The sequence below is a fragment of the Pseudarthrobacter sp. NIBRBAC000502770 genome (genome assembly GCF_006517815.1).
In the GTDB taxonomy this organism is placed as follows: domain Bacteria; phylum Actinomycetota; class Actinomycetes; order Actinomycetales; family Micrococcaceae; genus Arthrobacter; species Arthrobacter niigatensis.
In genome coordinates, this window is the sequence record NZ_CP041198.1 from 4,383,016 (window position 1) to 4,403,796 (window position 20,781).

General features: G+C 64.4%; 26 protein-coding genes. 2 read left to right on the forward strand and 24 right to left on the reverse strand.

Going from position 1 to position 20,781, the window contains the following annotated elements; all coding sequences use genetic code 11:
- Positions 1-75 precede the first annotated feature (75 nt).
- Together NIBR502770_RS21300 and NIBR502770_RS20925 are read left to right on the forward strand one after the other, a co-directional pair.
- Positions 76-222, forward strand: a complete 147-nt coding sequence (locus NIBR502770_RS21300) for a hypothetical protein (RefSeq protein WP_168223207.1) — start codon at positions 76-78, stop codon at positions 220-222.
- A 16-nt stretch (positions 223-238) separates the two neighbouring features.
- Positions 239-472, forward strand: a complete 234-nt coding sequence (locus NIBR502770_RS20925) for a hypothetical protein (RefSeq protein ID WP_141183231.1) — start codon at positions 239-241, stop codon at positions 470-472.
- Here NIBR502770_RS20925 and NIBR502770_RS20930 read toward each other — a convergent pair whose 3' ends face one another.
- The 24 genes from NIBR502770_RS20930 to NIBR502770_RS21045 all read right to left on the reverse strand — a co-directional run bounded on the left by NIBR502770_RS20930 (position 473) and on the right by NIBR502770_RS21045 (position 20,775).
- On the reverse strand, positions 473-1,516 hold the full coding sequence (locus tag NIBR502770_RS20930) for a hypothetical protein (RefSeq protein WP_141183232.1): 1,044 nt from the start codon (positions 1,514-1,516) through the stop codon (positions 473-475).
- A complete protein-coding gene (locus NIBR502770_RS20935; protein ID WP_141183233.1) occupies positions 1,513-2,772 on the reverse strand; it encodes a LamG domain-containing protein in 1,260 nt (419 codons plus the stop codon). Before NIBR502770_RS20935 ends, NIBR502770_RS20930 begins: the two co-directional genes overlap by 4 nt.
- Entirely contained in the window at positions 2,765-3,049 is a 285-nt protein-coding gene (locus NIBR502770_RS20940; RefSeq protein ID WP_141183234.1) for a hypothetical protein, read from the reverse strand. The genes NIBR502770_RS20935 and NIBR502770_RS20940 overlap by 8 nt, the downstream gene beginning before the upstream one ends.
- Positions 3,050-3,059: 10 nt before the next feature.
- Positions 3,060-4,244, reverse strand: coding sequence for a LysM peptidoglycan-binding domain-containing protein (locus NIBR502770_RS20945; protein WP_141183235.1), 1,185 nt, complete (start codon positions 4,242-4,244; stop codon positions 3,060-3,062).
- A gap of 61 nt (positions 4,245-4,305) precedes the next feature.
- Entirely contained in the window at positions 4,306-4,707 is a 402-nt protein-coding gene (locus NIBR502770_RS20950; protein ID WP_141183236.1) for a hypothetical protein, read from the reverse strand.
- Complete coding sequence (locus NIBR502770_RS20955) at positions 4,700-5,176, reverse strand: hypothetical protein (protein ID WP_141183237.1); 477 nt, start codon at positions 5,174-5,176, stop codon at positions 4,700-4,702. The genes NIBR502770_RS20950 and NIBR502770_RS20955 overlap by 8 nt, the downstream gene beginning before the upstream one ends.
- Positions 5,173-6,090, reverse strand: coding sequence for a hypothetical protein (locus NIBR502770_RS20960; protein ID WP_141183238.1), 918 nt, complete (start codon positions 6,088-6,090; stop codon positions 5,173-5,175). The genes NIBR502770_RS20955 and NIBR502770_RS20960 overlap by 4 nt, the downstream gene beginning before the upstream one ends.
- On the reverse strand, positions 6,090-7,202 hold the full coding sequence (locus NIBR502770_RS20965) for a hypothetical protein (RefSeq protein ID WP_141183239.1): 1,113 nt from the start codon (positions 7,200-7,202) through the stop codon (positions 6,090-6,092). Before NIBR502770_RS20965 ends, NIBR502770_RS20960 begins: the two co-directional genes overlap by 1 nt.
- Positions 7,202-8,182 carry a hypothetical protein gene (locus tag NIBR502770_RS20970; RefSeq protein WP_141183240.1) on the reverse strand — a complete coding sequence of 327 codons (981 nt, stop codon included), beginning with the start codon at positions 8,180-8,182 and terminating at the stop codon, positions 7,202-7,204. Before NIBR502770_RS20970 ends, NIBR502770_RS20965 begins: the two co-directional genes overlap by 1 nt.
- A 9-nt stretch (positions 8,183-8,191) precedes the next feature.
- On the reverse strand, positions 8,192-12,781 hold the full coding sequence (locus NIBR502770_RS20975; protein WP_141183241.1) for a peptidoglycan DD-metalloendopeptidase family protein: 4,590 nt from the start codon (positions 12,779-12,781) through the stop codon (positions 8,192-8,194).
- 19 nt (positions 12,782-12,800) lie between these two features.
- Positions 12,801-13,193, reverse strand: coding sequence for a hypothetical protein (locus NIBR502770_RS20980; protein ID WP_141183242.1), 393 nt, complete (start codon positions 13,191-13,193; stop codon positions 12,801-12,803).
- Between the two features lie 41 nt (positions 13,194-13,234).
- Positions 13,235-13,582, reverse strand: a complete 348-nt coding sequence (locus tag NIBR502770_RS20985) for a hypothetical protein (RefSeq protein WP_141183243.1) — start codon at positions 13,580-13,582, stop codon at positions 13,235-13,237.
- A 31-nt stretch (positions 13,583-13,613) separates the two neighbouring features.
- Positions 13,614-13,814 (reverse strand): hypothetical protein, encoded by a 201-nt coding sequence (locus NIBR502770_RS20990; RefSeq protein ID WP_141183244.1) that lies wholly within the window; start codon positions 13,812-13,814, stop codon positions 13,614-13,616.
- 87 nt (positions 13,815-13,901) lie between these two features.
- Positions 13,902-14,567 (reverse strand): hypothetical protein, encoded by a 666-nt coding sequence (locus NIBR502770_RS20995; RefSeq protein ID WP_141183245.1) that lies wholly within the window; start codon positions 14,565-14,567, stop codon positions 13,902-13,904.
- A gap of 54 nt (positions 14,568-14,621) precedes the next feature.
- Positions 14,622-15,032, reverse strand: coding sequence for a hypothetical protein (locus NIBR502770_RS21000; RefSeq protein ID WP_141183246.1), 411 nt, complete (start codon positions 15,030-15,032; stop codon positions 14,622-14,624).
- Positions 15,029-15,304 carry a hypothetical protein gene (locus NIBR502770_RS21005; protein ID WP_141183247.1) on the reverse strand — a complete coding sequence of 92 codons (276 nt, stop codon included), beginning with the start codon at positions 15,302-15,304 and terminating at the stop codon, positions 15,029-15,031. The genes NIBR502770_RS21000 and NIBR502770_RS21005 overlap by 4 nt, the downstream gene beginning before the upstream one ends.
- Positions 15,301-15,636: a hypothetical protein gene (locus tag NIBR502770_RS21010; RefSeq protein WP_141183248.1), complete on the reverse strand. Its 336-nt coding sequence runs from the start codon at positions 15,634-15,636 to the stop codon at positions 15,301-15,303. The genes NIBR502770_RS21005 and NIBR502770_RS21010 overlap by 4 nt, the downstream gene beginning before the upstream one ends.
- Before the next feature lies 1 nt (position 15,637).
- Positions 15,638-16,030 (reverse strand): hypothetical protein, encoded by a 393-nt coding sequence (locus NIBR502770_RS21015; RefSeq protein ID WP_141183249.1) that lies wholly within the window; start codon positions 16,028-16,030, stop codon positions 15,638-15,640.
- 5 nt (positions 16,031-16,035) lie between these two features.
- The gene (locus tag NIBR502770_RS21020; protein WP_141183250.1) at positions 16,036-16,362 is read right to left on the reverse strand and encodes a hypothetical protein; all 327 of its coding nucleotides are present in this window, start codon (positions 16,360-16,362) and stop codon (positions 16,036-16,038) included.
- Positions 16,363-16,421: 59 nt separating this feature from the next.
- Positions 16,422-17,441, reverse strand: coding sequence for a major capsid protein (locus NIBR502770_RS21025; RefSeq protein WP_168223208.1), 1,020 nt, complete (start codon positions 17,439-17,441; stop codon positions 16,422-16,424).
- Between the two features lie 13 nt (positions 17,442-17,454).
- The gene (locus NIBR502770_RS21030) at positions 17,455-17,823 is read right to left on the reverse strand and encodes a hypothetical protein (RefSeq protein WP_141183252.1); all 369 of its coding nucleotides are present in this window, start codon (positions 17,821-17,823) and stop codon (positions 17,455-17,457) included.
- Between the two features lie 12 nt (positions 17,824-17,835).
- Positions 17,836-18,468 (reverse strand): hypothetical protein, encoded by a 633-nt coding sequence (locus NIBR502770_RS21035; protein ID WP_141183253.1) that lies wholly within the window; start codon positions 18,466-18,468, stop codon positions 17,836-17,838.
- 70 nt (positions 18,469-18,538) lie between these two features.
- Entirely contained in the window at positions 18,539-19,342 is an 804-nt protein-coding gene (locus NIBR502770_RS21040; protein WP_141183254.1) for a hypothetical protein, read from the reverse strand.
- Positions 19,342-20,775, reverse strand: coding sequence for a phage portal protein (locus NIBR502770_RS21045; protein WP_141183255.1), 1,434 nt, complete (start codon positions 20,773-20,775; stop codon positions 19,342-19,344). Before NIBR502770_RS21045 ends, NIBR502770_RS21040 begins: the two co-directional genes overlap by 1 nt.
- Positions 20,776-20,781: the final 6 nt, after the last annotated feature.

The following is a 20,781-nucleotide window of genomic DNA, read 5'->3' on the forward strand; positions in this document are numbered from 1 at the left end:
TTTATTTGTGAAAGACCGTGGCTGATTCTATTGCACGCGGGCGTTCGAGTTGGAAACAGAGGGTACGCTGGCCCGGTGACTGATTACGAGTGCGTCGGCGGCCCCCTCGATGGCGAGCACCTCACCCTTGCCGAACACCCGAAAGTTCACCCGATCGAGATGAATGGCTGGGGTTACGTGCTGGATGGGGAGACCCTGGTGTGGAGGCGACTGTCTTCATGAGCCCTATACTTGCCCCATGACTTCTGGGGGATTGACCATGCGCCGGTTCGCTTTCTGGGCGGCCGTTACTTTTTTCGTCATCGCGATGCTTTGCGCGATCGAGTCGAAGACGGGCGGTGACGACGTCTATCGGGGCCTCGCCCTGCTCGCACTGGTCTTTGGTACAGTCAGTGCAGTTGGGGTCTGGGCTTGCGGCCTGCCCAAGAGCGAGAACCCCGAAGACGCCGAGTGGATGGACGTTGTCAAGTAGCTAGACTGCTACCCACGCCGCCCCTTTGTATACGAACTGATTGCTGGCCTGGGAAGCCGCGAGACTTTGCACGAAGCTTCTGACGCCTGCGGCAATTCGAGGTGAAACTTCGTGTTGGTTCACATAGCCCCAAGGGTGCGTTCCATCCTTTGAGTCGGCCGAGGCCCACCAGCCCGTGGTGTCCACCCATTTCACTCTGCCGGGCGTTGTGCAGGCAGCGATTCCGGCTTGAATTGCGGCTGCCTTGGACCCCTTGAGGTTCCGGACCACCACGATGCCGGTGGTTGCCGGAGTAGCAGCGAGCATCGCGTTCAGCCAAGCCGTTGTTTCTGCCGTAACCAGGGCGTCGGTGGCGCCGCCATCGTTGGTCCCGGGCATTGTGATTATGACGTCGGGAGCCTGAGTCATGTCAGCTGGCGTGCTTCCCCAGAGCATGTTCCAGCTGCTGCCAAACTTTGGCACCCCACCATCGCCGGCTACCGTGAGCCCAACGCCGCCATGGCCGCGCACACCCACCTCACAGCCGAGCGCGTCCGCAAGCGGGTAGGCCCATCCGAAGCTCGCGTCGTTACCGGTGGTGCCATTCACCGTCAGGATGCCCATAGCCAAGGAATCCCCAACCGCGAGCGCACTTAGGGGACGGGGCCATACTTTGCGGGTGGAAATTGTGCTGCTAGAGCTGAAGCCCGCAAACTGGATAACACCATTGGGTGGGTCTGTCCATATTTCAGCATCCCCGCCCCGGACAGCTACGCGCATTTCCACCGTGTGCACCGGCCAGTTGGGGTTGATGGTCAAGGGAATGATTGCTCCGTTCCCTGTCCAATACCTGACCCACGGGCCATCATCTGTCTTATGCCAGATAACCCCCTTATTTGAACTCAGCCCTGTGAAGTCCAGCAGCAACGACAGGTCAGCGGGACTGCCCTGGATCGTTGCCCGCAGGTATGCTCCGGAGTTGAGCGTGCGGGCGCGGGTGGCATCTACCTTCCACGTGTACGGGGAGTACAGGATGTTGGAGTCGTTAGGGGCAATGGTCGTCACGCCTTGATCCACCTATCTCGGTTCAGCATGTCGGTTGGGGTGGTCAGGCCAACATAGGTGACCATTCCGGCTGGCGCAGTGGCAGGCCGGGTTTCATATCCCATGGCTCCGGGCGAGCCCGGCTTGGTGGCCGCCAGCGAATCCAGCGGGGCCAGCAAGATGGCACTGGCGTCCAAGGTCGCCGCAGTACTGGGTGTGGCAAAGGTATCCGTGGTGTACCGGGCCTCGGTTCCAAACGACACGCGGAGGTCGTCGAAAATGACGTTTCGCGCCTCGCTTCCTGCCGATGCGTGGAACCCGCCGATGCTCCAGTTGTACCAAGCCGACTGAGCTGCGGATGCGCCCTGTGCGACGATCCGCGTGCCGTCCACCCAGACTCCAGTGATTACCCGACTGGTTGCCGCCACACGCCGGTAACCAACTGCAATGTGGTGCCAGACGCCGTTGCAGATGTTCGGTCCCGTTACTGCGGCGGGATCCGTTAGGTACAACTGCCCCGCCGCACCCAAGCCCAGATAGAACCCCGGCACGTCCAGAAGAACCTTGTTGAAGCCCGGGGCTGTCGCCAAGTTGAACCAAAACTCGATCGTGTAGTCGCCAGACTGGTCAGTGAACGGCGGCAGGGTAAGGGTGGCGCCCTTCTCGGCGTTGCCAAACTTGCCAGCCACATATGTGGGAGTCCCACTGAAGACGGTAAGTGGCGCCGAAGCCGGCGTAGCCGGTGCAGGACGTTCGACCAGCGTGATCGATAGATTCTTCTGCACGAGGGCATTCGTCACGGCAGCGGCAGCGGCAGCGGCAACGTCCGGGTTCACAGCTACTGCTGTGGCGACCTGCCCGGGGATGTCGGCTCGCTCAATCCGATCCTCAATCTGTTCATCTGTGGGACCCAGCGCCAACTCGGCTGATGCTGCCGCCGCCAGGGCGCTTTGATTCGCTTCGGAGGCTGCGGCCTCGGCCGCTCCCCTTGCCGCGATGGCCTCATCCCTGAGTCCCTTGTAGGAGTTGAACACGCCGGAGAAAGCGCCGGACTTCCAAAGGCACTGAGGTACAGGGGCGATCCGGCGCCCGATAACCCCGTACTCGTTGGAGGTCATGGGGTTTGAAATCGGGTTGCCGGAGGTGTCCTTCAGTGCCAGCAGGGTGGTGCCTTCGAGGTCCGTTGCGTCGTAGACCTCGATCAAGCCGCCCCGGACGATGTTGTTGGGGTTGTCCGGGTCGAAGCAGATGTCGAGGTCGTAGAGGTAGTCAGTCACCTGTCGTCGCCTCCTTGAGGTTCTTGGGGGTTACCTTCAGCCGAAGCAGGTAAGAGCCCAGCGCGGTCATGAATGACTTGGTGACGAGGATCAGCAGGCTGATCCAGAACGCCTGTGTAGTGACCTCGTGCTGGAGCAGGAGGTTGGCGATGCCCCCGCCGATGAGGACGAGGGCATCGAGGATGAAACCGGTGTAGAGGGTGCGCCAGGCGCGGACCAGAGCGTCTGTGTGCAGAGACCACCATGGCTTGTCCGGCACGGCTTCGTACTTGCCCATGTGGGCCTCCTTACGCGAGGTTGATGCGCCAGCCGGATTCGATGTAGTCCGGGTTCGTGATCCAGGGGTTTTTCGTCAAGATGAAGTCCACGGAGACGCCGTACTGGTGGGCGATGCTTCCGAGGGAGTCGCCGGGATCGACTGTGCAGTACGGGGGTAGTCCCGCCCCTGCGGGCGTACCTCCGAGAGACGCGAGGTTGGCTCCCACGGGAAGGGTCAGAATGTCTCCGGCGTGGATGATGTATGGCTCCCCGATGCCGTTCAGGCGGGCAATGTCCTCCCAAGCGACACCAACTTGCGCGCCGATGGATGAGAGCGAATCACCCTCGGAGACAGTGCACTGCCCCCCAGACACGGGGGCGTCCTCCGCAGGGTCTGCCGGAGCATCCTCATATGCGCCGGCTGGCAGGTTCAGGACGTCCCCGATGCCGATGACGTTGGGGTCGGTGATCTGGGGGTTCACGCCAAGCAGTTCGGCCAGTCCGACGTGGTACTGGGCTGCGATACGAGAGAGGGAGTCGTCGGGATCGACGATGCACTCCTCGTAGCCTCCGGGTCGTGCCGTGTCCAGGGTGGACTGGTACCGGACCGGCTGGACGGCGGCGGGGAGCGCAACCGGAGCGCCGTTGAGGATTGCGTTGACGGTGTCGCGCAGGCCGTCGCAGTCGCCGGGCCAGCCGGCGGGGTCGATCTTGCCCTGGGAGGAGTACTCCTTATGCCCAAGCTGTGGGCGGTCGTCCTCGGCCTGGTCGAACAGGTATGCCCGCTCCAGGGCGGCACCGATGAGGGGCACTGCGGCGAGCTGGGCGTCGGTCCAGTCGAACGGGGCCACGCCTGAGGACTCCATCTCGATACCGATGAAGTAGTAGTTGCCGGCGTCCGTTGGGATGCCTGGCGCGGATCCGGCGCCTGCATGGTTCGCGAGGCCAGCGGCAGTGATGTAGGCGGTGCCGGAGCGGCCGAGAACGATGTGGCAGAGCGGGCCTGCAAGGTCGGAGCGGCCGTAGGTGCAGATGTTTAGGCTGGGCGCGTCGTCGTAGGAGAACGAGCCTCGGCCGGCGGCGGTGTGGTGCCAGAGGACGCCGCGTACGTCGGCCAGATCTCGGCCGAAGTAGCCGCGGTTCTGCCAGCCGTCAATTTCCACGACGCTGATGCCGGCTGCACGGAGGACGTTTGCAAGATTCGAGAGCAACATTCTGTGGCCCCTTTCCCGGGCATGAGAAAGGCCCCGGGTTCCGGGGCCTTTCAGGGGTGGTTTAGTTTTTGACGCGGTGCGAGGGGTGGTCTGCAATCACGACACCTTCGGGAGGATCCGGCAGCATGTCGATGCCGCCGAGCTCCCGGACGACGCGTACGGCGGCGTAGATCCAGTCGGTGAGGATGCGGTTGGCGTTGGCTGCCTTTTCGGCAATGGCACGCACTTCCTTGACCTCAGCCACTAGCCCGTCGATGCGTTTGTCCCGCTCTTCCAAGAGCTTCTCGAAGCGGGCCAGGAGCCTCTCATCCGCTTCAATTCCGATCCTGCGGTCTTCCCGGTCGTCGGCTGGGGTCCGCCATTTCTTGCTGAGGGCCGCAATGATCGCGGTGAATACTGCCGTCGCCAAGCTCACTAGCCCCAGCAGCAGTGGCAATGGCATGGGCAGCTCGGCCTCAGTCACCCGGGCCCTCCTTCTTTTCGAGGTACCGGTAGATCACCGTTCTGGATTTGGCCGCGGTCTTGATCATCACCATGCGGGCCACAATGGCCGACGCGATGACGTAGCAAAGGGCAATGGCCACGCCCTTGTCTTGTCCAGTGTCGATCCAGATCCCGGCTTGGACGCCTATGAAAACGAGCGGCCCAGCGAGCATGAGGCATAGTCCCGTCATCTCCACCCGGAAGCCTGTACGCCTGGTCTCGTGCTGCTGTGCCGAGAGCACCAGCCCCACGACGCTGACCCCGAAGCCCAGCCACGTCACGATCAGCCAGACGACGATAAACCACAGCGTGACAGTGTTCTTCACGGATCCCAGCTGGGTCAAGGGAAGCATCAGCATGATGCCGAGGGCTGCCTTGAAATGCAGGAACGCCCAGTCCACTCGGGTCAGCCGGCCAAAGGCTCGCTTCAGATCTCTCAGCCTGCTCACTTGAGGGCCGCCAATCCATTGAGCTGGCAAATGCTCCCCTGAGGAAACGGCCCCACTGCGATGCCGCCCCCATAGACGGTGTAGAAGGTGCCGGAGCGGTAGCCGTTGGTGGTGCCGGTAACGAAGGTGTGCTCCTTGGGGATCATTCCGCCGGGCAGCTTGGCTATGATCCAGCCCTCGTAGATTGACGAGTACACGCCGTTGGGGGCGTACCTGACGTCTGCTTGGACGTGCAGGAACGCACCTCGGCCCACCAGTCTCGCGCGGGCTGTGCTGGCCCCATTGTTGGCCCAGCCGGCTTCAAGGGTGAGATTCACCCAAGGGCCAGATCCGTCCTCGTTCACCCAGTCCGCCTCGGTAGCGGATAGCCGCTCGTAGGACCAGACTTCCCCCGCGATCTTGACCTTGGTGCCGATCTTGTTGAGGTACTGCCGCGCGAGTTGGTCAACGGCGAACATCCCGGCGTTGTTGGACCACACCCGCAGGTCGCGGAACTCGACCGGCGCGGACGTGCCGCCCTGCCACTTCACCAGGAAGATAGGCTGGTCATCCTCGACGCCCGGACCAACCAGGCGAGTGTCCGGGATTCTCGCTTCGGTACCGGCTTCAATGACTTCCAGTGTGGATGGGCCACCAAGCTCTGGCTGCCAATTGCGGCGAATCACGATAAGGTCCCAGCGAACGCCAGAAGACAATGGTGGGCAATTGACCACCTGGTCCTCTGCGGCTTCATCCGTGACGCCGTGACCGTGGGCCCGTCCCTTTTTCACCAGCACGGCATACGGGATGGAGGGGTGGGCCATGACCCTGAAGTCCTCGTTGCCGTAGACGCCATACTCGGCTCCCCCGGCGAGATTCTTGGCGCGGTCTGACTCGGTTACCGGGCCGTCATAGTAGGTGCTAATCAAAGCCATCAGCGGGCCATCCTGTCTGTGTCGCCGCGCTCCAGGGCGCGGAGCTTCTTAGCTAGTCGCGTGTCGGTGTCATCACTGCGTTCGCCCAGCACCGGAGTTGCTACAGCCCCGTCCTTGCCCCACGAGAGACGGACCTCGCGCAGGACGTCAGTGAAGAGTTGGCCGTCAAGTTCTGCCGTAACTCTGTCTCCCACCCGAAGCCCATCGCCGCCGTAGCGAAAGTGGGGCGTCTCGGACAGTTCGAGGGAGAGTCCGGCCATGGCAGCACCTGTAGCTAGCGCTTCGTCAGCCCGAGCTTGGTAGATGTCGCCTTCTGCCGTATCCCGTGCGTCCTGCAGAGTCTCGATGATGTCGTTCCATTCGGATTCCCGGCTGGCGTCCGAGAACGCCTGGAACTCGCGCAGGACGCCTTCGCCCTGGCCGCCCACCACAACACGAGTGGTACTTGGCGCAGTGAGGGAGAACGAACCGCCCACAACGGTCCCGTCGTCCGGTGAAAGCAGGTGGGGATAGTCCCGTGGTTCGTAGCAGTCGAGCAGCAGACCCTTGCCCTCTTGCCGAACTGTCACGCCGATGCCCGCTTGATCAACCGCCGGGAAAAGCCGGTCATAGATGGGGTGGAACCGGAAGGTGTACGTCCCGACGGCGCCCCGTCCTTGGTCGGGCGCCACGGCGAGCGGGTACCCAAGCCGGGCCGCGTTCTCGGCCATCACGGTCTTCACCACCGTCTCGGCCGGGCCGGTGATGGTCCGGTACTCGACAGTCTGCCCGCCGCTGATTGGAGCGGTCGGCACGGGCCAGCCAAGCCAGTTGTTGACCACCCGGAAGTCGCTCTCGACGCTGAAGGTCAGGTCCGGGCCAAGGGTGAACGGGCCGGCGGTCTGCCGTATTGGCCCGCTCATCTCGAGGGCGCCGTGCTTGTAGATCATCACGCGCGCGCCTGGTTCCTTCAGCGCTGCTGCCCGGCGGTGGTCGGCGTCAACGCGGAAGGTGGCCGTTGACTTGACGTTGTGTCGGATGACCGGCTGGACGTCCAGGGGACGCCCTACCCAGCCGACGAAATCGAAGGCGCGGTCGTAGACGAGGATCTCGTACGGTATCTCGGGGTCCATTACCAAGCCCTCCGATACTTGTTGCGCACCTCAGCCATGACCGTTCCGGTGCCCGTCATTGTGATGGTGAGCGGGCGGTTCTGCCCTCGAGGGATGGAGACACTGACAGCGGAGGTCGGGTCCATTTCCTTGGTCCGGTCCACTGGGGACTTGATGACTTTGGCGACGCCGTCCCACTCGCCGTACCAGAGCACCTGGCCGTCGGTAGGGTCAGTGTCGAATTGGACGGCGTGCCCTGCTGGGATTTCGAACGGGACTTTGATCTGCCTGCCAGACAAGCCGAAGGACACATCCGTGGTGGGGCCGATGACGGTCCACACGGCGAAGGCCGGCACGTCCCCATCGTTGGTGATGGTGGCAGTGCCGAGCTTGCCGCCCGAGGATAGGTAGTGGATGACGTCCGGCGCGTAGCCGTAGGTGTTCCGGTCTTCTTCCGTGACGTAGTAGTTCCGCAGGTCGCCCTGGTTCCACGACCGGCGAATGGTTTCGCCCACCCACAGGGGCTTGTCTGCCAGCAGGTTGATCGCGTACTGCGCCCAGCCCCGCTGAATGGGATCGTGCTGCATGTTGTCGTCGGAACCCGACAGTCGCAGAGCCAAGGTGCGCTGGCCCCTGCCGGGAACTCTGGCCGTCCAAGTCCCCTCCATGTCAGGATCGAGGCTGCCCCAGAACAGCCGGTCCCTCGCCACGAATCCGTCGGAGCTGGAATCGTTGTAGAGATAGAGGGGCCAGAAGACCTCGCGGTCCTTGGTGCGGGTGCCCCGGTGGCGGGAGCCCGCGACCATCGGCGACTCGCTGGACTGCCGCTCGAAGGGCGGCAGGTGCAGGCCCCTGACGCCCGGCCTCAGGAACAATCCTGAGGCCGGGCGGGTCAGTGGCCATTCGCTGCCGTCCCAGCCCGTCCATGTGAGGTCCAGACCTCGAAAGGGCCGCTCCGGCGCTGCGGGCGGCCGGTACGGCACCGCGAAGGCAATGCCCATGTGAACCCCCTAGATTCCGAAGGCCGCGAACGTGTCCCGGCGCTTCGTTTCGATTTGGTCTGCGACTTCGTACGGGTCCCATCCGACGTTGCCCTTGAAGATGACGTCGCCGCGTCCGGTGCCCTGCTGGGCGCCGCGGGATGCCAGGGTTTGGAGCGCCCGGTTCTGTTCGAAGTTGTAAATCGCCTCCGGCTTGCGGGTGCGGTTCAGAACTGCGGTCAGTCCGGGGTTCAGTACCCCGCCGTTGTCGTGCAGGTATGGCAGCCCCGTGGAGCCGATACCGTCGTCCTTGCCGCCGTTGCCGGTGACGAATCCGACGGCGCCGTCCAGCAGCTTCTTGCCGGCGCCGATGGCGAGGTCCGCGATGAACCCTGCCGCCGGGAATGCCTTCTTGAAGCTGCCAACCAGCCCGTCCACGATGTCGGCGATTGGGTTCCAGCCCCGGCCGCCGGCTTCGCCTCCGCCGTCCAAGTAGTCGGCGGGGTTGACGTAGCTCGGCCAGCCGCCCTTCAGCACCATGTAGTGCAGGTGGGGGCCGGTGCTGTTGCCCGTTGATCCAACGGTGCCGATCCGCGAACCGGCCGAGACCATGTCGCCCATCTTCACCGCGAAGGAGTTGAGGTGGGCGTACCAGGTCTGCAAGCCGTTCGGGTGGTCGATGTGGATCTCATTGCCGCCGCCGTAGGAGGACCAGCCAGCCGAGGACACGCGGCCCGGCCCCGCCGCGACAACCGGCGTCCCGGTGGCGGCGGCGAAGTCGATGCCGTTGTGCGTCCCGCTGAAAGGCTGCGATATGGTGGCATCCCGCACTGGGCGGACGAGTCCGCCCTTGGCGTACCCTGCCAAGGACTTCGCCAAGGCGTACAGGTTCGCGACCCCGGCGTTGCGGGTCTGCTCCTTCGTGAAGACGAACTCCCCGGCGTGGACGATGCCCGCCGGCTCGTACTTGCCTCCGTCGCCCGTGTAGCCGCCGTCGGCAAATCCCTTGGGCAAATCCACCCGCGGGAGCTTCGGCAGACCGAGGAAACCGCCAATGTTGTTCAGCCCATTGATCAGACCGTCGTTGATTACGGTATCGACCACGAACCGGACTGGCGCCTTCGCGATTTCCTGCAGCTTGTCCCAGGCGGTCTTGATGAAGTTGACCCCGTCCTCAAAGGCTTTCGGGATCGTCTTCGTTATGAAATCCGCCAGGGTGTTGAAGACAGGCTGCAGGACGTTCTCCCACATCCACTTCCCAGCCGCACCGATGTTGTCGAAAGCTGGCTTTATGACGTTCGAGTAAAGCCAACTCACGGCCGGACCGAGGACGTTCTGGAAGAGGAACACCCACGCGTTGAAGTACGGCAGCAGGACGTTATTCCACAGCCAGCCCGCTACGGTAGCGATGCCTTGGAAAATCGGCTGGACGACCTTTTCGTACAGCCAAGTGAAGACAGCGCCCATCACGGCGAGCCCGGTTTGGATTGCCGGGATGGCGGTGTTGACGAACCAGTCGGCAACGGCGACTATGGCCGCCTGTATGGCACCCCAGACGTTTTGGACGATTTGCTGCCCAAGTTCGGTCTGCGTGAAGAACCAGACGAGGCCGGCCACGACAGCAGCGATCCCGGTGACGATGAGGAAGACCGGGAAAGCCGCCGTTGCCGCGTTCAACAGCCACTGGGCTACGGCAGCAATTTCGGCCCGGGCACCCCAGAGTGCCATCGCGCCTTGCACTATGCCGATCGCTGCCGACATCCCGCTCAGCGCGACGCTTGCAAGGACCACGCCAGCGATCAGCAGGCCGATGAGTTCCGGGCTGCTTGCCAGCCCGGTCAGCATGGGCTGCAAAAACGAGATCACGTTGCCGAGTCCGTCCGCGAGCCCGGTTAGCACCTCAACCAGGGTGGGGCCGAGCTGCTCAACGATAGGCCCGAGGGCTGTGAGCAGTTTGCCGAAGGCCTCGGTTAGTCCTGGCAGGAGAGGTGCTACCGCCTCGACTCCGCGCTGCAGCCCACCCATGAAGGAGTTCAGCCCGGCCCCGAAAGCGGGGTCGGACAGTGCGGTGAAAACGCCGCCAATGAAGGTCCCGGCGATCTCGCCGCCGAGCTTGAGGAACTCGGCCATGGCCGGGGCTCCGCGCACGAAGGCATCACCAATTGGTCCGAGAGCTGAGAGTAGGCCCTGAGCACCTGCCTCCGCCCCGGAGAACAAGGTGGCCATGGTGGTTTGGAAGGCATCGCCCTTCATCGCTGCGTCGATGTCCCGCAGCCCGGCCGCAAGCCCGCCGAGGGTGGATACAGCACCACCCGCTTCGGCCGCCTTATTCAGGGAGTCGAAGATCCCCACCACGGACTTCACGATGGACCAGAGATCCTGCAGCCCTTGGACGCCGCCATCGATCCATGCCTTCAGGCTTCCGTCGGCTGCTGCCTTCTGGATGAAGTCATTGAACTGGGTAGCGATGTCGGTAATCAGCTGGGCGATCTGGGGCATGTACTGCATGCCCACGGTGCCCAGCGTGACGAAGGACTGGACCATGGGATCGATGCCCTGATTCAGGATGCCGATGCTGTCCGCCACGCCCATCAGCAGCGACTCGAGAACGCCGTTGCCAAAGGCCTTCTCCAGCGAGCCCATGAAGATCTGCGCCCCGGCACCGAAGGCGGACGCGATTGCGCCCACCCCGGTTGCCAGCTGTGGCATGACTGTGTTCGCGAGGGATTCCAGTGGGCCCGAGAGTCCAGTGAAGAAATTCTCCTGAGCGATCTTCCGGATTTCCCCCAGCTGGCCGTAGACGCCCAGCAGAGCGGCTACGGCGAGTTGGGCGGCCGGCGTCAGCTTGCCCATGGCGTCCGCTGCCTTCTGACCCGCTGATGCCGCCTGATCTGCCTGCTGCAGCTGGACCCGCTCCAGTGCCCGGTGGGCGTCGGCAACGCTTTCCGCGGCGTCCCGCTGGGTCTTGGCTGCCTGAGCGGTCGCGTCGGCGATGGCCTGCTGCGCTTCGATGACCCGCTGCGCGCTGTCGCGCTCCACCTTGGCGGCTTCCTTGACGGCGTCTTCGCGGGCCTGCACAGACTCCGCTGCGGCGTCCCGGGCATCCGCGAGGGACTGCTCCGCTTTGATGACCTGCTTGTTTCCCTGGACGCCGTCCTTGGCTGCCTGCTCCTGCTCCTGCCGGAGCGCCTCCGCCTCTTCCTTGGCGGTCTTCAGGCCCAGCGCAGCCTGGTCGAGGTCCAGCTGCAGCCGCTTCATCCCGTGTGAAGACGAGGAGGCGCCAGATGCGACCCCGGAATTGAAGGCCGCGAGCGCCTCGTCATAGCGGAGGGCGGCTTCGCGTTCGGACAAGCCTGCCCGCTCCAGCGAGTTCGACAGATCCTCGACGCGCTTGAGGGCTTCTGCCCGGGCATCGTTCAGTGCCTGCTGCGACTCGGTGACCCGGCGGTTCGCCCGTTCGACGTCCTTCTCGGCGTCGGCGACACGCCGGACTGCGGCTGCCTGCTGGGCGGCGTTCTGCTCAATGACGGACGCGAGGTTCTTTTTGGCGTCCTCGACCTGGCGGGCGGACTGGACCTGCGAGTCGGCCGCGTTCTGCTCGGCCCTGGTGATGTTCCGGGCAGCGTCCTCCAGCGCCATCGCGTTCAGCTTCGCGTTGCCGACTACCTTGCCCGACTGCTCGGTGGAGGTCTTCAGTGCCTCGCCCACGCCGGAGAATGCCGTGACCAGCACGCCCGCCCCAGCGCCGACGGACATCAGCCCGGCCGGGACCAGGGCAGCAATGCCAGCCAGCGAGGTCAGCGATGCTGCCAAGGTCACAACGTTCCCGGCGGCGCTGAGGGCTCCTGCTCCTGCGGCGCCGGCTGCGGGGGCGATACCTGACAATCCGCCAACGACCAGGCCGAATCCCTTGGCGAAGGCCATGCCGCCCTTGGCGCTTTCCTTTGACATGTCCGAGGACAGTTTCCGCAGGTCAACGCGGACGCGGTCCGAGTCTCCGCTCAACTTGGCGGCGAGGTCTGCCAGGGGACTCTCACCGAAAGAGCCCCTCAGCATGTTGCTGAAACGGCCGGTCTTCCGCTCGGAGTTCTCCGCTTCGTCCCCCAGACGCTTCATGTGGGCTTCAAGCTTGGAGGCAGCCTCGGCAGAACCATGCTGGGCGGCGCTCAAGTTGCTGGTTGCCCTGGTGAGGGAGCTCTCGGCCGACTCCCGCTTCGCCGTGGCATCGGCCGCCTTCTGGCGGACGACGTCGAGCCGCTCCTCCGCGGCAGCGATCTGAGATGCCTTGGCCCGCGAGTTCTCCCGGATCTCCTGCAGCTTCAGTTCGCCTACACGGAGGTCACCCAGAGCCTTGGACTCAGCGGCCGATGCCGTAGCCATCTTGGCCTTGGCAGCCGTGATGTCCTTTTCTGCCTGCGCAACGGACCGGCTGTACTTCGATACCTCGAGTTCAAGCCCTGCAGTCTCTGCGGAGAAGGCAGAGGCCATGCTCTTGCCCATCTTCGAACCCGCATCGCTGCCAGCCTTGTCGGCTGCGGGGCTGAACACCTTGGAGATCTTCCGTTGGGTCCCGGTGAAGACCGGCTCCACGAGAACTTCAGCGATGCCGACGACTGGCATAGGGCACCTCAATCTCTATTCAGATGTCAGCGGCATCAAATCCGAACCGGGTCACGAATGACTCCGCCCACTGCCGTTCGAGGGCCGCGATGGCGCGGTCCACCTCAGTGCTTGGGGCGGGGAAGGGCTTGATTTCGCTGGGCTTACCACCGGCGGCGCCGATGGTGATCTGTCCGTTTTGTTGGACCGCGTGAAGAATTTCGCGCAGCAGATGGACCTTGAGGTCGAACTCCGCGACTCGCGGCGACCACTCGGTGTCTGGCTTGGGCATCTTCGCGATCACGGCCGCGGCGTCCGGGTCGTTCACGATTGCCTCGTTGAGCCTGCAAGCGGCGGGCAGGCCGTCGATCAGATCGAGTAGCCCTACCCACCGGCCCGCCACGTACCACTCCGCCAGGTCCACGCCGTACACCGATAGGAGGTCGGCGCGGACCTGGGGGCGGTAGCGCGTGATCAGCTCGCGGAGGCGATGCCTTCCCCCGCGGTGCCGTAGTGGTCCTGGTAGTACTTCGAGGCGGCTTTCATCACGTGGACCAGCTCGGCACGGGTGAGCTTCTCGGCCCGCAGCGCTTCGGCGTCTTCAGGCGACAGCCACTCGTTGAGGACCTCCCAGTTCCTCCGGCCGGATTCGATCTTCTCCAGCAGGTCGTCTGATGCTTCAGACTCCATGGCGTTGAGGTCCGGGAAGGTGATGATCTTCGAGTTGCTCAGCGCGATAGCGAACGGATCGGGCCGATCGATTTCCTTGCGGAGCGCGGTCAGTGATGCGTGGACGGTGGGCTTGTCTTTGGCGGGTGCCATGGTGTTACCTCCGGGTGTTGAGGGTTGGGATTTACTTGGGCTTTGGTGCTGCAGCGTCGGATGCTGCCTTGTCCGCCGGCTGCGCAGCTGTGACAGCGTTGGCGGCATCCGTAGCGCGGACTTCCTTCGTTCGGGCCTTGAACTCGGTGAAGCCCTGGGCGCGCAGCTGCACGGCTTCGCGAGCGTTCGAGGTTTCGACGGGCGCGAGGCCGTCCTTTTCGAAGCGTGGCATTCTGACTCCTTAGAGCTAGTCGGGTGTTGTGAGGTTGAAGCTGGGGCGCCGCACACCCGGAGACGGCGCCCCAACAGTCAGTGAGGGCTACGGAGTAGCCTGGGTGAAGCCGAGTACGTCCTTGTGCGTCACGGCGCCGGTACCGGCCATGAAGTGGCGCACGGGAGTACCGACCTCGTCGTCCGTGGAGATGTCCAGGGTGATCTGCGAGGCGATGGCGCCGGACTGGCCCCAGACCTCTTCAGCCGTGGAAGCGAGCTTCACGCTGCCGAAGCCCTTGCCGAGGATCCAGTTCTCAGCGGCCGGGCCGTCATCGCCCAGCACGAGCAGCCGGTACTCCGCATTGACAGGCAGGTCCGGCTCGTCGATGACGATCTCGCCCGTGGTCGGGTCCTGGGTGACGCCGGACAGGTCCATGCCAAGCTGAAGCTCCAGCATGTGCCGGCGGCCCTTCTCCAAGGGCGTGAAGGTCACGCTGCGGGCCACCTTGGTGGTGTCAGAGCGGACCGGCGACGCGTAGCCAAGGGCGTCGATATCTTCCTTGGAAATGTCCCGGCCGAAGCTCCAGCCGTCGGGCGAGATGATGCCCACGGGCAGGAAGCCCTCAGCTTTGAGATCAATGAGCGAACCTGCGTTGTAAAGCGAGGTGGGAAGGTCGACGGTCTTCGGTGCCAGGAAACCGATGGCCCGCTGAATCTTACGGATGAGTGCGCGCTCGTCGGCGGCAGCCATCTGGGTTGCGAATGTAGGCATAGCGAGTAACCCCTTTCAAGGGCTCATGGTTTTGTGATGAATCCCCGGGAGGGGCTAGTTGATCGGCCGCGTCGTGACCAGAAAGGTTGCCGTGGCCTTGTTGAGTGTGTCGGACTGGTAGGGGATGTCCTCCGGCGATGTCTCGCACGAGATCTCATCGAGATAGGCAGATGGAGTCTCGATCGCGGCGCCGCAGATAAATGCGGTGATGGATTCGAGGACGTTCACCGCCTGTTCCCCCGGGGCGTAGACATCGATGACACGCCGGTCCACCCGGTCGATGTAACCGATGGTTCCGCCCGGCGCGCCATAGATGTGAGCGATGGGGAAGGGCGCCTGAAGGCTTCCGTACTCGTCGGCCGGCAGGTGGTAGACCGCTCTGACCGTTTCGCCCTCGTGGGTCGAGTCGTCGATCAGGTCAAAGAGTGCGCCTCGGGTGTCCGGGAAGACAAGCGCGTCGCTCATTTCTTCCTCACTTTCATGGCCGCGGCCACTCGCAGCAGGATCGAATCCCGCCAGTCGCGCCAATGAGGTTCGGACTCGCGGACGACGGCGCCGGATCGCTTCTCGTTGGCCCAGCCGGCGGTGACCGTCCGGTTTTCTGCTTCGTATTTCGAGTCGCCAACTGCTTGCGCGTTCCCGGCCATTCGCTTGGCGACCGCCAACGTCGCGTCTCCCATGCCCTGGGACTGGCCCAGCTTCCGCAGACCGTAGTCGTCGGGCTTGTACCGGCTCACGACCGCACCAGCCCGACCTCGACGCCCAGCGGCCACTCTCCAGGGCGGCCGTCAACCGACCATTCCCCGGCCATGCGCGCGCCTGTGGGCACGCGCACACGATCCGTGGGCCGGAAGGAGAAGTCCGGATCCGGGTCGCGGTACAGGACGGCCTTGCTGTCCACGAGGTCCGAACGGTCCACAGGATCGCTCGTAGCTCGCGGACCGATGATGCAGTCCTTGACTGCTACCTCTGATGGCGGCAGGGGGTTACCCTTGGCGTCGCGGCCGCCGCCGCGAACAACGGTGACGTCAACGCGCCAACTCTTCGGGAACATTCTCACGATGCCCATGTCAGCCTCCCGGGTGGATCGTCCAGGCTTGTCGCTTGGAACGCGAGTTGCCGAGCAGCCGCTTGTCGGCAGCCGAGAGGTACACATTGCCGTCAGGGTTGTGCACCTTGCCGCCCACCGTGAATGGGCCAGTGCCGAACTGCATCGACTCAAAGCCCGCCGTCGGGGCGTCCTCGCTGACATCCAGCGCGCGCTTTACCATCCGGCAAACAACGAGCTTCGGGATCTCAGGGTCCAAGCTGCCGGAACCGATGCGAGCGTCGAGGTCCGGGTAATTGCCCCGGACCTCGACGGATGCTTCGTGAAGCTTCTGCGTCGCGTCAGCTTCATCCTCGGCCGGCAGCTTGGACCAATGCAGCTTGAGGTCGGCCAGGTCCGCGTAGTCGCCGGCCACGAGGGCTACTGCTTCCGGGTGCGGCCGCGGCGCGCCGGGGCAGGCGCGGTGAAGTCTGGCTGGTCATCGGCCGGCGGAGGGGTGGAGTCCTCGCCGTCGCTGTCGTCGTCCTTATCGCCGTCCGGGTCGTTCTCGTCGCCTGTTCCCGGATCCTGATCCTGTGCGCCGGAATCAGCGGGAGTGCCGGGGTCTTCGGATTCGGCCTTTTCCTCGGGTACGAGGACATGGTCCCCGACCTGCTCGAGAGCCCATTCCGGAACCTCGTCGCCGGGTGCGAAGCTGTGCGAAGTCAGCCCGTCATGGACGAATGTGTGTGCTGCGAATTTTGGCATTCTTGCTCCTTTACAGCGCTGCCGGGACGCGGCTGTGCGCATCCCGGCAGCAATGCGGGCTAAAGAACCTTGGCCACGAAGGACAGGTTCGCGTTGGCCAGTATGGGAAGGCCGATCGCGTCGGACTCGACCTGCGCGATCATCGGGATGCTCTCGGAGCGGGTGGCGCCCACAACAATGCCCGGCTGATCCACTTCGGCGATGCCGTAGCTCTCGTCCATCGAGGTCAGGGTCTGACCCCAGTAGGAGGCGCCGAGCTCGTTGGCCTCTTCGGCGGTGGGCTCGCCCGGTTCGGGCAGCAGCAGCAGGCGATCATCCGGGATGATCAGGCCGGCACTGGTCCGGCGGTCGTACAGTTCGATGTCCGGCAGACCTGCACCGGAGATCACTGCACGGACCTGCTCATCGGTGGCACGACGGCTGGAACCGTTGGCGAGGATCGTCGCGAACTCGTCACCTGCGGCCAGGGCGCGGAAGACGCGCTTGGACATCAGGATCGCGCCGGGCTCGCGGCCGTTCGTGTCGACATAGGCGTCAACCCACGCCTCAAGGTCGCGGAGGCGGGACACCGTGGACGAGGTCCACAGGCTCGCGGCCGTTACGTTGTGGCCCGGGTCGCGGCCGAAGTCGTCGTCCGACTTGAACCGCCGATCATTGATGGTCGACTTGCCGGTGTTCAGGGCGACGCCGCGCTGGCGTTCCATGCGCGACACGATTGCCTGGGCGACAGCCTTGGCGTGCTTCACGATGGAAGCGCGCATGACCCCGTCGCCAGCGTTGCGGTTCCGCAGCTGCTGGTATTCGGAGATGGGCCGCTTCTGGCCGAGGGCCGGCAGTTCGATGATGAAGGATTCGCCGCCACGGGAGCCAGCGATCTCCGGTTCCGCGTCGTAAGCGCGGAACTGGGCTTCCTCAATCAGGCCGTTCTCGCCCTTGACCACCTTGATGGAAATGTCGGCCACTTCCACGCTGGGCAGCCAGCGCGCCAGGGAACCCTTCTGGGCCTCCAGCTCATCGGCGGCGATACGGGCTTCCTGCGTCAGTTCGACAGGATCAATCAGGTCAGTCCAAAGAGGCATGATTCCCCTTTCCTTACTCAAAGATGAAGCCCGGCGCGGATGCGGGGGCAGTGAAGTTACCGGGGACATTGGCGGCAATCACTGCGCCGTGGCGCAGGATGGCAGCCGGAGTGACTTCGCCGCCTTCGACCGGGAGGTCAAACAGCACGAAGCCGAGCTTCAGCGCGGGGGACCCGGCGGCCGGAGCGGTGTACGGCACAACGGCGCCGAGGTCGGTCACGTCGACCGGGGTGCCGGACGGGATGTAGCCGTCGGGGTAGTGGGTGGCTGCGGTGAACTCAGCCAGATCCAGCGTCCCGGTGGGAGCGTTGGAGATCCCATGGGTAGAGGCGAGCCAAGTCTGGTCGCCGCTGCCGTAAGTCTCACGACGGAGCTTTGGCATGGTGGTTCCTTCCTAAGATTTGTGTCGGTTTTCCGCCGCTTTCCGCCGGGCAGCATTGATGCCCCCGCCGGTTGCGTCGTTGTCGGTGGAGCGGTCGCCCGACCGGGGGACCGGATCAGGCTTTGGAGCCTTTCCCTCAGCAGCAGCAGCGAGTTCGGAGATGGCCTTCGCGGACTCGGTGTAGCTGGTCGCGTCCGTGCCGGTCACCAGATGCCGGTACTTTTCGGGAACGGGGTGATTCGTCAGCGCGGAGAGGCGCCAGTTCTCTCGCTCGAGCTTCTGCACGTTGGCAGTAGCGTCGTCGCGTTCCTTCTGGGCCCGCTGGATGTCGGACAGCTCGCCGTCCTTGATCTTCTGCAGCTGCGCCCGCGCATCGGCAAGGTCCTTCTCGGCTTTGGTGCGAGCGTCGCGCTCAGCCTGCAAAGCCTTGATGCCGCCTTCGCCGAGGGGCTTGTCGTCGCCGCCCTTGGGCTTGTCGCCCTGTTCGGCGTTCTGCTGCTGGCCGCCGCGGCCCTGACCGCCGTCGTTACCGCCGGTGCCTTCCTCCATGACGGCATCCCCGAAGGTCAGCCGGTGGAAGTCCATGAGGGCGGTGACGCCGCCCGGCGCGGTGATGTCGATGCCATGGGGGAATCGCTTGTTCAAGGGAAATGCTCCTTCGGTGAATGCCGCATCGCACGGCGAAAAACCCCTGCCGCATCGCACGGAAGGGAAACTAGTGCGCGTGAACGCCGTCCTTGAGCTGATCGGGGAACTCGCGGCGCATCGCGAAAGCGACGCCCTTGATCAGCCGGTTTGGGTCGTGCGGGTCCAGCGAGTCCATGAAGGCAATGACTTCCGGATCCGTGCGCGTCGCGTCGTGGCCAACTCGGTACATGTCGTAGTAGTCGTCGGGGAGGTATCCGGGCGGGTAGTCCTCGCCCGGCCCGATCCGCACTACCTCGCAGTCGCAATGACCGTGGTAGTCGTCCCCGAAGCCCGTGCCATCAACGTCGCCGGCCGACTCGCGGGAGTAGTAGACGGCGCTGCGGCTCGCCTGCACAAGGCAGAACGCGCACGTGATAGCACCAGTTGGCACCCTCGCGTAGCCCGCGCCTTCTTGCCCCGCATTCCACGAGATCGTGTCGCGGCCGAACTGCTTCACGTACTTGTCCGACGCCGTGGACAGCCCGGCCAGCATCTTCTCCGGCTCCGGAGTCCACAACTGCGCGGCAAGGTAGCGGACCTTCGCTTCGACGCGCTCAGGCGTGACCGAGGGCGCCGGGGGAGCAGTGACCAGGAAGCGTGCCGTGGCTCCCGACTCGAAGCGCAGCTGCTCATACCACTCGATAGCCAGCGACTGCGCGACCTGCCCGTACTCGGAGATCAGCAGCGGCATGAAGTCCAGCAGGGCATTCCGGACAGGCTCCGGGCGGGACAGGTCGAGCGCTGCGAAATATGCGGCCAACTCGGTGGCCACCAACTCCGAAAGGTCGGCGGCTGCCGCCCGATGCTGCTCAATCGAATCCCGGGAAACCACTACTGCACGCCCGCGCTCTGATCAGGGGCGCTGAACACCGGGTTGGCGGAAGACCTCGCAGCAGCAACCATCGCGGCCAGCTTGTTCGCGCCTTCCTTCTTCGCCCGGTAAGCGTTCATCCGCTCGATCTTCGACTTGTCCAGCCCGTAGACCTCCATGGCGACCTCAGGATCGCCGTCGGGGAAGGTCTGCGTGAACTTCAGGCCGGCATCAGCCTGGGCGGCCTTCGACGTCGTGCCTGGGTCCATGAAGTGCGCGGAGAGGCCGCGCAACTCAGCCTCCATGGCGGGCGTCCATTCCCCGTGCTTCACGGCCAGTACGTTCCGGGCGAGGTCCACGCGGGACATCCCGATGCTGGGCAGTTCCGCTTCCACAACAGAGACGAGGTCCGACTCGTTGGCGCGGATGGCATCTGCCGAGGAAGGGTTGTCGTGGATGATGCCGAGGTAGCCGACCGGGATGGACGTTTCGCTGGACACCATCAGGCCGATGCTCTTGAGCATCTCGCCGTGCGGCTGAAAGGTCGCCTGCGTCAGCTGCTGCAGCGTCGGCTTGACCAAGTCGCCCGTTTCCTCGTCGCGGGTGTTGGGCAGGGCCCAGACGCCGCCGATGAGCGCGTCCAGCGGGGAGATCCGCTTGCCGGTCGCGTCAAGGAAGTGCTCTTCCTCGGCACCAAGCAGGGCCCGCTGCGGAGCGCCGTAGAACTCCGCGTTGACCTCCTGCCGGAGCATGGTGCGTACGGCCATGTCCGTGAAGCCCATGAGTGGGCGCGTGATGCGCGAGTACCCAAAAGGGCGTTCAAGCGATCGGCCCCACACGTACGGGGTGCAGGTGACGCGGTTCTTGACGCCCGTGTAGACCGCTGTGACCATCCACTCGCTGCGGAGGTACTGAAGCCGCAGAGTCTCGCCCGGGAGGTAGAGCAGGGCCTCCCAGCGTCCGACCAGTTCTAGGGCTTTGGTTACGCGGTTCGTGCGCGTGTCAATCTCGGCCGTTGCTTCCAGTGCGGTGCGTGCGGCCACGATGATCTCCGGCTCGCCGGCGTCGGTGTCGCCGGGAGTCACGAAGACGAATGACACGGAGTGCTGCAGGGATGCTTCGATGGCCATGCGCTCGACGGCCGCGAAGTAGTTCTCCCCAAAGACCTCTTCGAGCTCGGCCAGCATCGTGGACTGGCGGGGAAGCGTGAAGCCGTCGGGACGGACCCTGCGAGCCGGGACCTTTACGGCCTTGTTAGGCCAGCCCAGCACAACAGCGAAGTCCTGCATGTGCGGGGGGATCGAGAACCCGATCTTGTCCAGCCGCTTTTTCGCGTCGTGATACGACGTGCGCAGCTGGTTCCGTTCACGCTTCCTCCGAACGAGCCGGAGCATCGCCAAGAACGACCGGGATTCGTCCTCGGTGAGGGGGCGGGCTACATCGAGTACAGCCAAGCAGGC

Excerpts from the sequence above, each read along its gene's own strand:
- NIBR502770_RS20925 (WP_141183231.1), top strand. The coding sequence starts at position 239 with ATGACTTCTGGGGGATTGACCATGCGCCGGTTCGCTTTCTGGGCGGCC.
- NIBR502770_RS20940 (WP_141183234.1), bottom strand. The coding sequence starts at position 3,049 with ATGGGCAAGTACGAAGCCGTGCCGGACAAGCCATGGTGGTCTCTGCAC.
- NIBR502770_RS21020 (WP_141183250.1), bottom strand. The coding sequence starts at position 16,362 with ATGCCAAAATTCGCAGCACACACATTCGTCCATGACGGGCTGACTTCG.
- NIBR502770_RS20965 (WP_141183239.1), bottom strand. The coding sequence starts at position 7,202 with ATGGACCCCGAGATACCGTACGAGATCCTCGTCTACGACCGCGCCTTC.
- NIBR502770_RS20945 (WP_141183235.1), bottom strand. The coding sequence starts at position 4,244 with ATGTTGCTCTCGAATCTTGCAAACGTCCTCCGTGCAGCCGGCATCAGC.
- NIBR502770_RS21000 (WP_141183246.1), bottom strand. The coding sequence starts at position 15,032 with ATGAGCGACGCGCTTGTCTTCCCGGACACCCGAGGCGCACTCTTTGAC.
- NIBR502770_RS21025 (WP_168223208.1), bottom strand. The coding sequence starts at position 17,441 with ATGCCTCTTTGGACTGACCTGATTGATCCTGTCGAACTGACGCAGGAA.
- NIBR502770_RS20975 (WP_141183241.1), bottom strand. The coding sequence starts at position 12,781 with ATGCCAGTCGTCGGCATCGCTGAAGTTCTCGTGGAGCCGGTCTTCACC.
- NIBR502770_RS21010 (WP_141183248.1), bottom strand. The coding sequence starts at position 15,636 with ATGGGCATCGTGAGAATGTTCCCGAAGAGTTGGCGCGTTGACGTCACC.
- NIBR502770_RS20960 (WP_141183238.1), bottom strand. The coding sequence starts at position 6,090 with ATGGCTTTGATTAGCACCTACTATGACGGCCCGGTAACCGAGTCAGAC.
- NIBR502770_RS20990 (WP_141183244.1), bottom strand. The coding sequence starts at position 13,814 with ATGCCACGCTTCGAAAAGGACGGCCTCGCGCCCGTCGAAACCTCGAAC.
- NIBR502770_RS21030 (WP_141183252.1), bottom strand. The coding sequence starts at position 17,823 with ATGCCAAAGCTCCGTCGTGAGACTTACGGCAGCGGCGACCAGACTTGG.
- NIBR502770_RS20970 (WP_141183240.1), bottom strand. The coding sequence starts at position 8,182 with ATGGGCATTGCCTTCGCGGTGCCGTACCGGCCGCCCGCAGCGCCGGAG.
- NIBR502770_RS20985 (WP_141183243.1), bottom strand. The coding sequence starts at position 13,582 with ATGGCACCCGCCAAAGACAAGCCCACCGTCCACGCATCACTGACCGCG.
- NIBR502770_RS20995 (WP_141183245.1), bottom strand. The coding sequence starts at position 14,567 with ATGCCTACATTCGCAACCCAGATGGCTGCCGCCGACGAGCGCGCACTC.